Source organism: Microbacterium sp. WCS2018Hpa-9 (assembly GCF_031843745.1).
In the GTDB taxonomy this organism is placed as follows: Bacteria; Actinomycetota; Actinomycetes; order Actinomycetales; family Microbacteriaceae; genus Microbacterium.
The window spans coordinates 211323-226787 of sequence record NZ_JAVTIY010000002.1 but is presented as its reverse complement, the minus strand read 5'-3'; the positions used below and the strand labels follow the sequence as shown (position 1 = coordinate 226787).

Here is a 15465-nt window from a genome sequence, read left to right as displayed (position 1 = left end):
GACTCAGGATGTCCTCGGGGTCCCGCGCTGTATGCCGGAGTTCCCACGCCTCGTGCGTCACTCGCTCGCATCGCCCTCCGGTGCAGGAGCGATCGACACTTCGCGTCTTGTGCCATGAAATCGATTTCGCGTACAGTTGCAGAACACGTGCGATCAAGGAGGACGCGAGTCATGACCTATACCCTGCCGACGACGGCATCCCGACCGGCATCCGCGCCCCGGACCGCGTACCTCATCGCGTCCGGCGACCTGCGTGAGGCCGCCAACACCGGCGGCTGGCCCGTGCAGGTCGAGCTCGAGGCCGGCGTCACCGGCGTGTTCGAAGAGCTCGGCTGGACGATCATCCGCGCCAACGACGTCGACCCCGCGACCGGTCACGGGTTCATCTCGAGCCAGCGCATGGGCCTCGAGGTCTTCAAGAACATCCCGACCGATGCTCCGCTCATCGTCGCCGAGGCGGTGTGGCAGTACTCGCACCACGTGCTCGCAGGGCTGCGGACGCACGAGGGCCCGATCCTCACCGTCGCGAACTTCGCGGGCGACTGGCCCGGCCTCGTCGGACTCCTCGGCCTGAATGCGGGCCTCACCAAGATGGACAAGCCCTACGCCACGATCTGGTCGGTCGACTTCACCGACGACTGGTTCAAGCGGGGCATCGAGGAGTGGACCAAGACCGGCTCGATCACGCACGACGCATCGCACGTGCGTCCGCTGCCCGAGCTTCCGGACAGCCCCGAGAAGCAGCTGGGCGAGGCCCTCGCCGCAGAGCTGCGCGCCGAGAAGGCCATCATCGGCGTCTTCGACGAGGGCTGCATGGGCATGTACAACGCCATCTTCGACGACGAGCTGCTCAACAAGACCGGCATCTACAAGGAGCGCCTCTCGCAGTCGGCTCTGTACGCCGAGATGCTCGAGGTCGGCGACGACGAGGCGGATGCCGCCTACGACTGGCTGATCGACGCAGGCATGACGTTCCGGTACGGCGAGGACGCCGAGACCGAGCTGACCCGCGAGCAGGTGCAGTGGCAGCTCAAGATGTACATCGCGGCGCTCCGCATCGCCGACGACTTCGGACTCGACGCCGTCGGCATCCAGTATCAGCAGGGCCTGAAGGATCTGGTGCCGGCGTCCGACCTGGCCGAGGGCATCCTGAACTCCACTGAGCGCCCGCCCGTCACCTCGCGTGACGGCTCGCGCGTGCTGCACGAGGGCCGCGCCTTCCCGCACTTCAACGAGGCCGACGAAGGCGTCGCGGTCGACGCGCTGGTCACCGATCGGGTGTGGCGTGCGATGGGCCTCGTGCCCGACAACACCCTGCACGACGTGCGCTGGGGCGAAGACCACGACGGTCAGTTCGTCTGGGTCTACGAGATCTCGGGGTCGGTGCCCGCGTCGCACCTCGGCGGCTGGCAGAACGCCGAAGGGTGGCGTCAGGGGCACGTCTTCTTCCCCGCGGGCGGCGCGACGATCAACGGCGTATCGAAGCCCGGCGAGATCGTGCTGTCGCGCGTGTTCATCGCCGACGGCATCCTGCAGGCCGACATCTTCCGCGCATCCGTCGTCGAGCTGCCGGAAGCGGAGACGCAGCGCCGCAAGGACGCGACGAACCCCGAGTGGCCGATCGCGCACGTGGTGCTGCACGGCATCTCGCGCGACCAGTTCATGGCGCGTCACAAGGCCAATCATGCGCAGCTCGTCTATGCGCCGGATGCCGAGACGGCCGACAAGGCGCTGGTCGCCAAAGCCGCGATGTTCGCGGGCATGGGCATCAAGGTCAACGTGGTCGGAGACGCGACGATCTGACCGGTGGCCTCCGGGTCGACTCCGAAGAGCCGGGAAAGGGGGCGGATGCTGCGGCATCCGCCCCTTCCGATCGTTGGGACGGACTTCTTCCGTGTGGCGTGCTTAAGCGCTATAGTCGGCGGCAGGTCGCGACGGTGCGACCGGATTCGACAACGACGCCGAAGGAGACGATCCGCCATGAGTCAGAACGTCAGGAACCACCGATTGCGAAAGAGCATCGCCGGGCTGGGAGTGCTCGCGACCGCTGCTGCAGGCATTCTCACCGGTTCACTGGGAGCCGCCGCCGAGACCTCAGAGCCGGTCGATCCGAAGCTCGCCGTCTACGTCGAGGTGAACTCGAACGATTTAGCCAATGTCGCCGACTACACGCTTGCGGAGTCCGGCGAAGCCGCCATCGACATGGCGATGATCTTTGCCGCCAACATCAACTACGACGGCGAGAAGGCATACCTGCACTTCAACGAGCGCGTCACCGAGACACTCGACAATGCCGAGACGCAGATCCGCCCTGTGCAGGCGAAGGGCACCAAGGTGCTGCTCTCGGTGCTCGGCAACCACCAGGGCGCAGGCTTCGCGAACTTCACCTCGTATGCGCAGGCTGATGCCTTCGCCGCCCAGCTCGCCGACGCCGTGACCACCTATGGGCTCGACGGCATCGACTTCGACGACGAGTGGACGAACTACGGCGCGAACGGCACCCCGCAGCCCAACGCGGAATCGTTCGGATGGCTGGCCACGGCGCTGCGCGATCGCCTCGGCCCTGACAAGATCATCAGCCTCTATGCGATCGGCCCGACGTATACGACGACCGACTTCACGCTCTTCGACGCCGCGAGCGTGCTCGACTATGCGTGGAACCCCTACTACCCGACCTACGACGCGCCCACCGTTCCCGGGCTCGAGGACCGCGGTCTGCTCGGTGCCGCGGCCATCGACCTGGCGAACACGAGCGCGGCGACGGCGGCAGACTTCGCCACCCGCACCGTGGCAGACGGCTACGGGGTCTACGTGGCCTACAACCTCACCGCGACCGACCAGTCGGCGTATCTCTCGAGCATCACCGAGGCGCTGAAGGGCGAGGCGACCGAGTACCGGGCCGAGCCTCGCGACACCACGGCGCCGACGGTCACGGTCAAGGAAGGCGCCCAGTTCACGAAGAGCAAGACGGACGGGGCGTATCAGCGCGTCAGCTTCAAGCTGTACGACGAGGGCAAGATCGACAGGCTCTACGTCAACGGCGTGCTGAAAGACCTCACCGACGACGCGTGGAGCGACCTGAACTTCGTGAAGCCGGGTGCCTTCGGCGCGGTCGCGGGTGCGAACACGCTGCAGGTCGTCGACGTCGCAGGGAACACCACCGAGGTGTCGTTCATCCTCTCGAAGTGACCACCCGCGCTGATCACCCGAGGTCGAAGACCTCGATCTGACGGATCGTGACCCCGGCCTCCGCCCGCACGCGGATCGCCGGGGTCACGACCCGTGACACCAGCTCGAACGGGGTGGTGCGGTCTGCCGCAAGCTCTGCGTCGTGCGTGGTCGGTGCCGCGGTCCAGTCGCCGTCCTCATCGATGACCTCCCACCGCAGGCACGACGACGAGGCCGCGGCCACCATCGTCACGGTGAGGTCGCTGACGGCACGGGGCTCGGCGAAGCGGCATCCCGCCCATTCGCCGGAGGCGAGGGCTACTCCGCTCGAACCGCTCGGATCACCGTCGTCGAAGAGACGCCCGGCATCGACGACGGATGCTGACGCGATCACATCTGCTCTGTCGGCCGTCAGATCGCGGCACCACGCTGCGACATCTGCCGGTGCGCGGTCGCCCGTCTCGAGGGCATCCGCGGGGTCGGTTCCGAAGACCAGCTCCAGCTCGGCGTCGCCGACGAACGCCTCGACGGGCAGCTCGGCGCGTGCGAGATCGACCCCGTCGAGGCGCGCGCTCTGCAGCACATGGGCGGCCGGCCCGCTGCGGTGAGACCGGATGCGCAGCGACGAGCCGTCGGCGCGATCGACGCGGATGTCGTCGAAGAGGGGAGACCCGATCCGCAGCATTCCCGACGCGAGTTCGAGCGGGTAGAGCCCGAGGGCAGCCCACAGCCACCACGCGCTCATCTCGCCGTTGTCCTCGTCGCCGGGGAAGCCCTGACCGATGTGCGCGCCCGCGAAGAGACGGCCGGCGAGCTCATTCACGATCGCCGCGGCGCGCCACGGTCGGTCGCTGAACGCGTACATGAAGGGGATGTGGTGGGCGGGCTGATTCGAGATCGCGCACATGCCCGAGCGCAGTGCCCGCGCCTCGCGCTGCTCGTGGATGACCGTGCCGTACGCCCCGCCGAATCGCTCGTCGGCGGTCTCGGGCTCGGCGAAGAGGTCGTCGAGATGCTGACCGAAGGCGCCGCGGTCACCATGCAGCGCCGCGAGCCCTGCTCCGTCGTGCACGGCGCCGACCGACATGCCCCAGGCGTTCGTCTCGACGTTGTCGCCGCCCCAGACGCGCGGGTCGAAGTCCGGCGCGAAGGCGCCCGTGGCGTCCTTGCCGCGGAGGAAGCCGGAGTCCGCATCGAACAGTGTGCGGTACGACAGCGCCCGATTCGTGAAGTACCGGGCGAAAGAGCGGTAGCGCGCGGCATCCTGCGCTGATTCCGCGTCGGCCGCGAGCTGCGCGGCGAACCGACCCAGCGCGGCATCGCTCACGGCGTTCTCGATGGTCCAGCTCATGCCCTCAGGCACGTCGGATGAGATGAATCCCGTGAAACGCCCGCGGGCGATGCCCTTGCGTCCGCGCAGCGCATCGGGCCCCGGTTCGCAGGCATTGCGCCAGCCGCTCTCGAATGCCTCCGCGCGGTCGAACTGCACTCCCCACCGGGCGGCGTCGGCGAAGATCTGGTCGCTCGAGGTTCCCACCATGCTGTCGACGTAACCCGGAGCGCTCCACCGGGCCATCCAGCCTCCGCGGCGATGCTGTTCGAGCTGTCCGTCGAGCAGCCTGCCGGTCAGCGCAGGATCCAGCAGCGCGAGTGCCGGCCATTCGGTGCGGTAGGTGTCCCAGTATCCGTTGTTGACCACGAGCTCGCCATCGACGACCGGAGTGCTGGTGGCGCGTTCTCCGAACGCCTCTCGCGCCGCGAAGACGTCGGCGAACCGGTGGTGCGGGGCATCGGCGGATCCCGCGTTCTCGGCGGCGGTGTTCGGATAGAGATGCATCCGGTGCAGGGCCGCGGCGATCCGACTCAGATGCTCCTCGAACGCGAGTCGGCGATACGGCGCCTCCGCCTCGGGGAGGGGTGGGATGGCCACGCGCCCCAGCACCCGATTCCAGGATGCTGCGGATGTCGCCCGCAGCTCTTCGTAGGTCACCTCTGCCGGTGCTTCGAGCTCGAGGCTGCGCCTGGCCTGTTCCACCGACACGAACGACACCGCCACCCGCACCTCGAGCGACCCGCGCCCGCCGACGTAGCCGGCGACCCGCGCCCGCCCGTCGTCGTCGAGCGCGCCACGCGGACCCGGGGCGTCGTCGCCCTCGCTGCGCAGCACCACTCCGACGAAGTAGCACCGCGGAGCGTTGCCCCAGTCCTCGGGGCCCTCGGGCGTCCATCCCTCGAAGCCGCCGGAATCCGTCCAGTTTAGGCGGCCCTCGTCGGTCGGCTGATCGATGACGAAGCCGACGATGGCGTCGGCCTCGGCGCCCCGCACCCGGAAGGCGGCGGCGTGCGAGGTCGCGGTCATCTCTGCACGCAGTCCGCCGAGATCGACGGCGTACTCGTGCGGGCGCGCGCGTTCGCTGCCGGGGCTGATCCAGCGTCGACGCTCCGCACGGTCAGACGTCGGGCGCCCGTCGAACGGCATGAGCTGGAGCACCGAGCGGTCGCCGATCCACGGACTCGGCTGATGAGAGAACTGCAGCGCCTCGAGGCGCCGCCCCGGTGGGTCGTCGTGGATGCTGGGGCGGTAGGGCCAGCGGGTGTCTGACGCATCCGTGGCCGGGGTGACGAACGTGAAGCCGTGCGGCACGGCCACCGCGGGGATCGTGTTGCCGCGCGAGAAGCGCGGGCCCGAGTGCGTGCCTCGACGGGTGTCGACGCGCTCGACCGGGGGAACGTCAGCCGCCGCCGCGGCCGCCTGCGGCATCTCCTCGACGACGCACTGCACGAAGCCGCTGACGCGCGAGGGGAGATCCGCCTCGGCCGTCAGGGATGCGGTGCCGAACACGATCTCGACGGTGCCGGTGCCGGTGGCGGTGCCGGTGCCGGTGCCGGTGCCGGTGGCGTTCGGCATCCGAGCAGGCAGCATCGCGGCCAGCGACACGGTGTCGGCGTTCCACTGCTCCGGCAGGCTCCAGCGTGCCGCGAACTGCGCATCCGCGGTGAGCGGGAAGTCGTACCGGTCGCGCACGGCGGCGATCTCGCCGAGCCTCGTGCCGTCGGCGCCGCGCACATCGACCGTCACCGCGAGTGCCGCGTGCGGGGCCAGCGTCGCCTCGTCGCCGGCGGCGTAGAACGCCCAGTGCAGCACGGTGTCGGGAGTGACGGGGATGTCTGCGAATCCAGGAACGTCCACCCGCTGCTCGCCCGCCGTGGGGTCGAAGGAGAAGGCGAAGACCTGCCCGGGGAGCACTCCCGCCCGAGGACGGGACGACGGAGGATCTGCCGGCCCGTCGGCGGGCGCGAGGTGCACGGTGCTCACCCCTTGACCGCGCCCTCCTGCACGCCCTTGAAGAAGAACCGCTGCGTGAAAGAGAACATGATCACGATCGGCACGAGAGCGATCATGGTGCCCGCCGCGATCAGACGCGGATCGACCGAGAAGCTGCTGTTCAGATACGCCATTCCGACGGTCAACGTGTACTTCGCCGGGTCGGAGAGCACGATGAGCGGCCAGAGGTAGTCGTCCCACGCGCCGATGAAGGCGAAGACGGCGACCACCGAGACCATGCCGCGGATGTTGGGCCACACGATGTGACGGATGCGCTGCCAGGTCGTGGCGCCGTCGACGGTCGCGGCATCCAGCACGTCCTGGGGGATCATCCGGCACGCGGTGGCGACGAGCAGCACGTTCATGGCGCTGATGGCGCCGGGCAGGAACACGCCCCACAGGGTGTCGGCGAGGCCGAGCGCGCGGATCGTGAGGAAGTTGCTCGTCACGGTGACCTCGCCGGGGAACAGCAGGGTCGAGAGCAGGACGGCCATCACGATCCACTTTCCGCGGAACCGCATGCAGCCGAGTGCGTAGCCCGCGAACGTCGCGAGGATCACGTTGCTCAGCACCGTGCCGACCGAGACGAGCAGCGAGTGCCAGGCGTAGAGGTACACCGGCACGATCTCGGCGACCGTGACGTAGTTCTGCAGCGTCGGCTCGCGGGGGATGAGGTTCGGTGGGAAGGAGTAGATGTTCTCCTGCGGCCCCTTGAACGAGGTCGAGAGCTGCCACAGGAACGGGCCGATGACGATCACCAGCACGAACAGCAGCAGCGCGTATCGGCCGATCAGCCCGCTGAGCGTCGGCTTGCTGAAGTCGCCCGAGCCGCGGCGGCGGAAGATGGGTTCGCGCGTGGTCGCAGCGGGCTGGTCGTCGGGGTGACGGTCGTCGTCGACGCGGGGCGGGCTGAGGGTGCTCATGCGGGGACCTTCGCCTTCTTCTCGCGATTCATGATGGCGATCGCGGCGAGCGGGATGAGGGTGAGGAGGAACAGGGCGACGCTGATCGCTGACGCGTAGCCGATGTTGCCGTTGAGACCCGATCCGACCTGACGGATCAGCATCACCAGCGACATGTCGTAGCCGCCGGGCCCGCCCGTGCTCTTCGAGAGCACGTCGAGCTCGGCGAACACCCTCATGGCCGAGACGGCTATGAGCACCGCGATGAGCAGCATGGCGCCGCGCACCGAGGGGATCGTCACCGAGAGGAAGCGCCGGAACGAGCCTGCGCCGTCGAGCATCGCCGCCTCATGCAGCTCTTTGCCGACGTTGCCGAGGGCGGCGAGGTACACGACCATGTAGTAGCCGAGCCCCTTCCACACCGTCAGCAGGATCGCGCAGCCGAGCAGCAGCCAGCGATCGACGAGGAAGGCCATCGGCTTGTCGACGAGCCCGAGGAACTCGAGCGTCTGGTTGATGATGCCGCGGCTGTCGAACAGCCAGGTCCAGATGAGCGCGACCACGACCACCGACGCGATGACGGGGAAGTAGAAGGTGGTGCGGAAGAACGCGATACCCGGCAGCTTCTTCTGCACGAGCAGTGCCAGCAACAGCGGGAGGATCGTGAGCAACGGCACGCAGACCACCACGTAGATGATGCACGTGGTGAGGGCGTTCCAGAACATCTCGTCGCCGAACATCCGCTCGTAGTTCGCTGCGCCGACGAACTCGGGGGTCCGCAGGGGGCGCGCGTCGGTGAAGCTCAGGAAGACGGTGTTGAGGAAGGGCCAGAGCGCGAACACCAGCACCCAGATGACGGCGGGGCCGAGGAGCAGCCACGGGGTGAACCATCTGTGCGACCGCATGGTCGTCTTCCGGCTCCGGATGCTGGTGTGCGCGCTCATGGCTTACTGGTCCACGCGGTTCGCGTTGGCGTACTCGACGATCTTGTCGAGCTGCTCCTGCGCGTCGGCTTCGCCGTTGACGGCGAGCGCGATCTGCTGGGTCATGTAGGTCGCCATGTCCGAGGTCCACTGGAACGGAATGGCCTTGGCGCCCTCCATCGCGGTGAACACGGTGTCGATGGCGGTGAGCTGCTTCTCGTCGGTGATCGACGACGAGATGTTCTCGACGACGGCGTCACCACCGGATGACGTGCCGGGCGCCGTGCCGACAGCGAGCGATGAGAAGGCGACCTGGTTCTCCTCGTTCGTGGCGAACTCGGCGAACGCGAGCGCGGCCTCCTTGTTGTCGGAGTCGGCCGAGATGTTGAGTCCCTGCACGTAGAGCGGCGGGATGCCCAGTCGCTGCGTGGCGACGGTGTTCTCCAGCAGCGCGGGTGCGTCCTTGGCGAGGTCGGTCGTGAAGCCGGTGCCACCTGTGGTGAACGCGACCTTCTCCTGGATGTACGCCTCGGCGTTTCCGCCGTAGTCGCCGGTCAGGGCCTCGGCGGGCATCGCTCCGGCCGCGTATGCGTCGGCATACTTCTCGATGATCGCTGCGGCCTCGTCGGTGTTGAAGTCGAACTCGCCCTCGTCGTTGATGACCTCCATGCCTGCGGAGGTGAACGTGTCGAGCGCGGGGATCGACGACAGCAGCTGCACCTTGCCGCCCGACTCGGTGGCCACGTCCTTCGCGAGGGTGAGCAGCTCGTCGACCGTCGTGGGGAGGTTCTCCTCCGTCACGCCGTAGGGGGCGAGCTGTGCGAGGTTCCACCACGAGGCGTCGCTCGAGAGGTACCAGGGCAGACCGTAGGTGCCTTCGGCGTCGGGGTACTGGCTGTATGCGTCCCACGCGCCGGCGTTGTACCCGGACTTCAGATCGGGATCGGCCGTCTCGAGGTCGACGAGCTTACCGGCGGCGACGAGGGGGTACGCGATGTCCGGCGGCAGGTTCAGCACGTCGGGGAGGGTGTCGGCGTTCGCCTGGCTCAGGATCTTCTCCTGGTAGCCGTCACCCGGCTGGTCGAGCCACTCCACAGTGACCTCGGGGTTCTCCTTCTCGAACGCGTCGATCAGGTCTTCGAAGTAGGGGGTGAACTTCTCGTTCTTCAGCGACCAGGTCTGGAACTGGATGGTTCCGCTCAGCTCACCGGAGGTGTCGATCGGACCGGCGGCACCCGATGTGGCGCCGCCTCCGGTGCAGCCGGCGAGCGCCATGGCGCCGATCGTGAATGTTGCCAGAGCGACAATGCGTGCGGGAACTTTCATCGTGCTTCTTCCTCGAGGCGGGCGATTGGCGGTGTCCGTCCGACGGACTACAACGCTTTAGCAGATGAAACCATCGGATGCGGTGTCTGTCAAGGTCTCGCGACTCGTCTCTCAGCCAGGTAGCGGTATTCCGGGTAGCGCGTTGCTGCTCAAGCGTTATAGTGTTCCGAACTGTCCTCGCCGGAGGGCTCTGTCGGAAAGGTCCGGACACATGACGCAGCGCCGCGCTCTCGATGCTCGCCTGAGATTCGGGGCGAACTACACGCCGTCGAAGGACTGGATGCACTCCTGGCTCGATTTCACGCCCGATGACGTGCGGCGCGACTTCGCGGCGCTCGCCGAGCTCGGGCTCGACCACGTCAGGGTCTTCCCGCTGTGGACGGTGCTGCAGCCGAACCGCACGCTCATCCGCACGCAGGCGATCGACGATGTCCGCGCCATGGTCGACATCGCGGCCGAGTTCGGACTCGATGCCAGCGTCGACGTGATCCAAGGACACCTGTCGAGCTTCGACTTCGTGCCCTCCTGGCTCTACACCTGGCACGACCGCAACATGTTCACCGACCCGACCGCGCTCAGCGGGCAGGTCGACCTCGTGCAGACGCTCGCCGGTGCGCTGCGCGACGCCCCGAACTTCCTCGGGCTGACTCTCGGCAACGAGACGAACCAGTTCTCGGCGCACACGCATCCGTCGCCCTGGCCGGTCACGACAGGCGAAGCGGGGCACTGGATCGAGTCGCTGCTCGCCGCCGCCGAGGGAGCGGCACCCGGTCTCGCGCACGTCCACAGCGAGTACGACGCGGTCTGGTACATGGACGGGCATGGCTTCACCCCCGCGCACGCATCGCGTCTGGGCGAGATGACCACGATCCACTCCTGGATCTTCAACGGCACTGCTCAGCGCTACGGCGGTCGGTCGGTCGCCGCAGACCGCCACGCCGAGTACCTCATCGAGCTGTCCCGCGCCTTCGCCACCGATCAGCAGCGACCGGTCTGGCTGCAGGAGGTGGGGGCGCCGTCGAACTGCCTCGACGAGAGCGAGATGCCCGGGTTCCTCGAGGCGACCCTGCGGTCGGCGGTGCGCACCGAGAACCTCTGGGGCGTGACCTGGTGGTGCTCGCACGACGTGAGCCGCGACCTCGGCGACTTCCCCGAACTGGAGTACTCGCTCGGTCTGATCGATCAGAGCGGTGCGGCCAAGCCCATCGGTCGGCGGTTCGCCGAGCTGATCCCCGAACTGCGCGAGCGCACCGCGGCGCCCGCGCGCGAGACGGCGATCGTGATCGATGTCGACGAGCACGAGGTGCCGGTGAGCCGGGCGGCTCTCAGCCCCGGGGGTGCGGTGTTCCAGGCCTGGGTGGATGCCTGCGAGGCCGGCGTCGACCCCGCGTTCGTGACCTCGCAGACGGCTAGCGACGACGCGGCGCTCGCCGCGCGCGGCATCCGTCGTCTCATCCGTCCCGATCTGTCGACGAGCGGTGTCGACCCCTACGGCTCCGTCAACACCGTCGTCAGCGGCTGACGGCGACGTCGCGAGACGCCGGAGAACCGTCGTCAGGATGCTGCCGCCGGCGGAGCCGTGCTCTCGCGGGCGGTGAGGGTCGGCGTCGGACCCTGAGCGCTGGGCAGGTTGATCCCGGCGACGATCTGCTGCAGCAGCAGTGTCGCGGCCTGCTCGCCGAGCTCGAACGTGTCGCGTGTCATCGCCGTGATCGAGGGATTGATCAGGCCGGCGATCACCGAGTCGTCGAACGACGCGATCGAGACGTCACGGGGAGCGGCGCGGCCCATCTCCTGTGCAACCCTGAGGCCTGCCACAGCCATCACGTCGTTGTCGTAGACGATCGCCGTGGGGCGCAGGCGGCCCGAGAGCAGGGAGCGTGTGACGGCTGAAGCCCTGGCGGGGGAGAAGTCCGTCGTGATCACGTCGCCCGAGATGCCGTCGGCCGCCATGCGGTCGAGCACCTCGGCGCGCAGGCGGGTGTGCTCGAGCTCGGCGGGGCCCGCGACATAGGCGATGCGTGTGTGCCCCAGGGCTGCGAGGTAGGAGAAGAGGGTCTCGGCCACCTCGTCGTCGGCGATCCAGACGCTCGGCACTGCGCCCTCGGGCGAGGGCTTCGAGCCGATCAGAACCGCGCGAGCGTCGAGCGCCGCGATGCGGTCGCTGCGCGGATCGTCGTCGCGGGGGTCGATGAGGATGATGCCGTCGACCTGGTTCGACGACCGCCACTGCCGGTGCACCTCCATCTCCTCGGCGATGTCGGTGACCAGGCGCAGCTGCAGGCTGACCTTGCTCTCGGAGAGTCGCGACTCGATGCCGGCGATGAGGTCGGTGAAGAAGGCCTCGGATCCGAGCGAGCGGGCGGGACGCGCGAGCGCGAAGCCGACCGTGTTGGCGCGGGCGCCGACCAGGGCACGTGCCGCAGAGCTCGGCTGCCAGTGGTTCTCTTCGACGATCGAGAGGATCCGCTGGCGCGTCTCGTCGCTCACGCCGGGGCGCCCGTTGAGTGCGAACGAGACGGCTCCCGGCGAGACGCCGGCCATGCGCGCGATGTCCGCGATGGTGACGCGTTTGGCCGAAGTCATGCGCCTCACACTACTTGATCGGTTTAGCCGCTCGGAAGCCGCCGGACACGGTTTTCGAACCGTTTACTAGATCGCTTTAGTAAATCCGATAGCATTGTCCGCAACCGCCCCGCTCCTGGGCGCGAGTCACGCCCCCCACTCACCGCCGAGCCCGGAGAATCACACCATGCATGACGACACCTCGCTCACCGTCGGCCGCGTCAAGCGGGTGCTCGACGAGCGCATCCGCCCGGCCGTCCACTCCGCGTCCGTGCCCCTCACCATCGAGGTGAACGAGCTTGTGGGTGAGCCCATCAGCCCCGCCGAGGGGCTCGCTCTCGACTTCGCACCGGCATCCGTGCCGAGCATGTGGGGCCCTGCCTGGTCGACGACCTGGTTCAAGATCACCGGACGAGTGCCCGCCGAATGGGCCGGCCGCCGGGTCGAGGCCGTCATCGACCTCGGATTCGACATCAACATGCCCGGCTTCCAGTGCGAGGCGCTCGTCTACCGGCCTGACGGCAGTCCGGTGAAGAGCATCAACCCGCGCAACCAGTGGCTGCCGATCACCGAGGACGCGCACGGTGACGAACCCGTCGAGCTGTACCTCGAGGCGGCAGCAAACCCCGTGCTGCTCGACTACCACCCCTTCCTGCCCACGCAGGAGGGCGACATCCAGACGTCGTCACGCGAGCCGCTCTATCGCACCCGCCGCATCGACCTCGCCGTCTTCGAGCAGGAGGTGTTCGAGCTGTCCCTCGACCTCGAGGTGCTGTTCGAGCTGCAGGCCGAGCTGCCGGCGACCTCGCCCCGCCGCATGCAGATCCTGCAGGCCATGGACGACGCCCTCGACGTGCTCGATCTGCAGCGCATCGTGCAGACGGCATCCGACGCCCGCGCTCGGCTGGCAGACGTGCTCGCAGCGCCCGCCGAGGCCAGTGCGCACCGCCTCTCGGCGATCGGCCACGCGCACATCGACTCCGCCTGGCTGTGGCCGGTGCGCGAGACGATCCGCAAGGTGGCCCGCACCACCTCGTCGATGACGACGCTGATCGACGAGCAGCCGGACTTCCTCTACGGCATGTCGAGCGCGCAGCAGTACGCGTGGCTCAAGGAGCACCGGCCCGAGGTCTACGCCAGGGTCAAGGCCGCGGTCGCAGACGGGCGCTTCCTGCCTCTCGGCGGAATGTGGGTCGAATCCGACACTGTGATGCCGTCGGGTGAATCGCTCGTGCGGCAGTTCTCGTTCGGCCAGCGGTTCTTCGAGCGCGAGTTCGGCATCCGCTCCAAGGGCGTCTGGCTTCCCGACAGCTTCGGCTACTCGCCGGCCCTGCCGCAGCTCATGCGCCGTGCCGGGTTCGAGTGGTTCTTCACGCAGAAGATCTCGTGGAACCAGCAGAACGTCTTCCCGCACCACTCCTTCCTCTGGGAGGGCATCGACGGGTCGCAGGTCTTCACGCACTTCCCCTCGATGGACACCTACAACTCGCAGCTCAGCGGCATGGAGGTCGCCAAGGCCTCCCGCCAGTTCAAGGAGAACCGCGTGACCTCGCGGTCGATCGCCCCGGTCGGCTGGGGCGACGGCGGTGGCGGCACCACCCGCGAGATGACCGGCAAGGCGAAGCGCCTCGAGAACCTCGAGGGCAGCGCGCGAGTGGTGTGGGAGCACCCGGACGCCTTCTTCGATGCGGCCCGCGCCGAGCTGCCCAACCCTGCCGTGTGGGTCGGCGAGCTCTATCTCGAGCTGCACCGCGGAACCCTCACCAGCCAGCACGCCACGAAGGCACTGCACCGCTGGGCCGAGCACGCGCTGGTCGAGGCAGAGCTGTGGGCGGCGACGGATGCCGTGCGCACCGGCGCCGCATACCCTCAGGCCGAGTTCGACCGGCTGTGGGAGACCGTGCTGCTGCACGAGTTCCACGACATCCTTCCCGGCACGTCGATCGCCTGGGTGCACCGCGAGGCCGTCGAGGTGCTCACGAACGTGCTGTCGGACGCAGAGGACATCTCGGTTGCCGCTCGGCGCTCGCTCGCGGGCGAGGGCGATCGCGAGCTGCGCTTCGTGCCGACCTCCGCCGGCGTCGGCGGTGTCGTCGGCGGTGGACGCGCGCTCGGGGCGGGCTTCGTCGAGGCGCCCGCCGCAGCATCCGTCATGCTCTCCGGCGAAGACGGTGGGTGGCGCCTCGAGAACGAGCTCGTCTCCGTGCTGATCTCCTCCGAGGGGCTCATCGTCTCGGCGGTCGACAAGACGACCGGTCGCGAGGCGGTGGCCGAGGGGCGCGCGGCGAACCTGTTCCAGCTGCACCAGGACTTCCCCAACATGTGGGACGCGTGGGACATCGACAAGTACTACCGCAACAGCGTCGACGACCTCACCGCGGTCGACTCGATCTCGGCATCCGTCGTCGACGGGGTCGCATCGGTCGCCGTCACCCGGTCGTTCTCGGAGTCGAAGATCGAGCAGACCATCACGCTCGCGCCCGGTCAGCGCACCGTGCTGCTGCGCAACGACATCGACTGGCACGAGACCGAGAAGCTGCTCAAGCTCGCGTTCCCGCTCGACATCCAGGCCACGCACACCGAGGCCGAGACGCAGTTCGGCTATCAGTCGCGGGTGACGCACACGAACACCAGCTGGGAGGCGGCGAAGTTCGAGACCTCGATGCACCGCTTCGTGTTGGTGCGCGAGCAGGACTTCGGCGTCGCGCTCGTGAACGACTCGATCTACGGGTACGACACGTCGCGCGAGGTGTCGGACGACGCGGTCTCGACGACCGTGCGGCTCTCGCTGCTGCGGGCGCCCCGGTTCCCCGACCCCGACACCGATCACGGCCACCACCAGATCGAGATCGGCTTCGTGGTCGGCGCCGATGCTGCGATCGCGACCGCCGAGGGCATCCGACTCAACTCGCTGCCGACGCTGGTGCGCGGCGCTCGTGAGGTCGCACCGCTCGTGACCGTCGAGGGCGAGGGCATCGTGGTCTCAGGCGTGAAGCTCGCCGACGACGGTTCGGGCGACGTGATCGTGCGACTCTATGAGGCGCTCGGGCGCCGCGCGGTCGGGTCGCTGGTCGCCGACTTCACGCACCGCGAGATCCGCGAGGTCACTCTGATCGAGGATGCGCTCGACGACGGGCGCGTGGGCGGAGAGCTGCGTCTGCGTCCGTTCGAGGTGCGCACGCTGCGCATCGTGCGCTGAGTAAAGGCTGTTCCGGCCCCGTGACCGCCTCGGGAGGTTGCGGGGCCCGCAGTGCCG

9 protein-coding genes are annotated in these 15465 nt (G+C 68.3%); 4 read left to right on the top strand and 5 right to left on the bottom strand.

Going from position 1 to position 15465, the window contains the following annotated elements:
* Window positions 1–171 precede the first annotated feature (171 nt).
* On the top strand, window positions 172–1803 hold the full coding sequence (locus RQG82_RS04810) for a fucose isomerase (RefSeq protein WP_311257997.1): 1632 nt from the start codon (window positions 172–174) through the stop codon (window positions 1801–1803).
* A 177-nt stretch (window positions 1804–1980) separates the two neighbouring features.
* The gene (locus RQG82_RS04805) at window positions 1981–3189 is read left to right on the top strand and encodes an endo-beta-N-acetylglucosaminidase H (RefSeq protein ID WP_311257996.1); all 1209 of its coding nucleotides are present in this window, start codon (window positions 1981–1983) and stop codon (window positions 3187–3189) included.
* Window positions 3190–3202: 13 nt separating this feature from the next.
* Here the strand turns inward: RQG82_RS04805 and RQG82_RS04800 are convergent, their stop codons facing one another.
* Genes RQG82_RS04800 through RQG82_RS04785 form a run of 4 tightly spaced genes read right to left on the bottom strand, consistent with a single transcriptional unit; the run spans window position 3203 to window position 9644 of the window.
* Complete coding sequence (locus RQG82_RS04800; RefSeq protein ID WP_311257995.1) at window positions 3203–6484, bottom strand: GH92 family glycosyl hydrolase; 3282 nt, start codon at window positions 6482–6484, stop codon at window positions 3203–3205.
* The gene (locus RQG82_RS04795) at window positions 6481–7416 is read right to left on the bottom strand and encodes a carbohydrate ABC transporter permease (RefSeq protein ID WP_311257994.1); all 936 of its coding nucleotides are present in this window, start codon (window positions 7414–7416) and stop codon (window positions 6481–6483) included. Before RQG82_RS04795 ends, RQG82_RS04800 begins: the two co-directional genes overlap by 4 nt.
* Window positions 7413–8300: a sugar ABC transporter permease gene (locus RQG82_RS04790; protein ID WP_311257993.1), complete on the bottom strand. Its 888-nt coding sequence runs from the start codon at window positions 8298–8300 to the stop codon at window positions 7413–7415. Before RQG82_RS04790 ends, RQG82_RS04795 begins: the two co-directional genes overlap by 4 nt.
* 42 nt (window positions 8301–8342) lie before the next feature.
* The gene (locus RQG82_RS04785) at window positions 8343–9644 is read right to left on the bottom strand and encodes an extracellular solute-binding protein (protein WP_311257992.1); all 1302 of its coding nucleotides are present in this window, start codon (window positions 9642–9644) and stop codon (window positions 8343–8345) included.
* 211 nt (window positions 9645–9855) lie between these two features.
* On the opposite strand from RQG82_RS04785, the gene RQG82_RS04780 reads away from it, so the two are divergent.
* Window positions 9856–11166, top strand: coding sequence for a glycosyl hydrolase (locus tag RQG82_RS04780; protein WP_311257991.1), 1311 nt, complete (start codon window positions 9856–9858; stop codon window positions 11164–11166).
* Between the two features lie 32 nt (window positions 11167–11198).
* Here the strand turns inward: RQG82_RS04780 and RQG82_RS04775 are convergent, their stop codons facing one another.
* Complete coding sequence (locus RQG82_RS04775; RefSeq protein WP_311257990.1) at window positions 11199–12230, bottom strand: LacI family DNA-binding transcriptional regulator; 1032 nt, start codon at window positions 12228–12230, stop codon at window positions 11199–11201.
* Window positions 12231–12396: 166 nt separating this feature from the next.
* Here RQG82_RS04775 and RQG82_RS04770 point away from each other — a divergent pair, with 166 nt between their 5' ends.
* Window positions 12397–15408 (top strand): glycoside hydrolase family 38 C-terminal domain-containing protein, encoded by a 3012-nt coding sequence (locus tag RQG82_RS04770; RefSeq protein ID WP_311257989.1) that lies wholly within the window; start codon window positions 12397–12399, stop codon window positions 15406–15408.
* Window positions 15409–15465 lie beyond the last annotated feature (57 nt).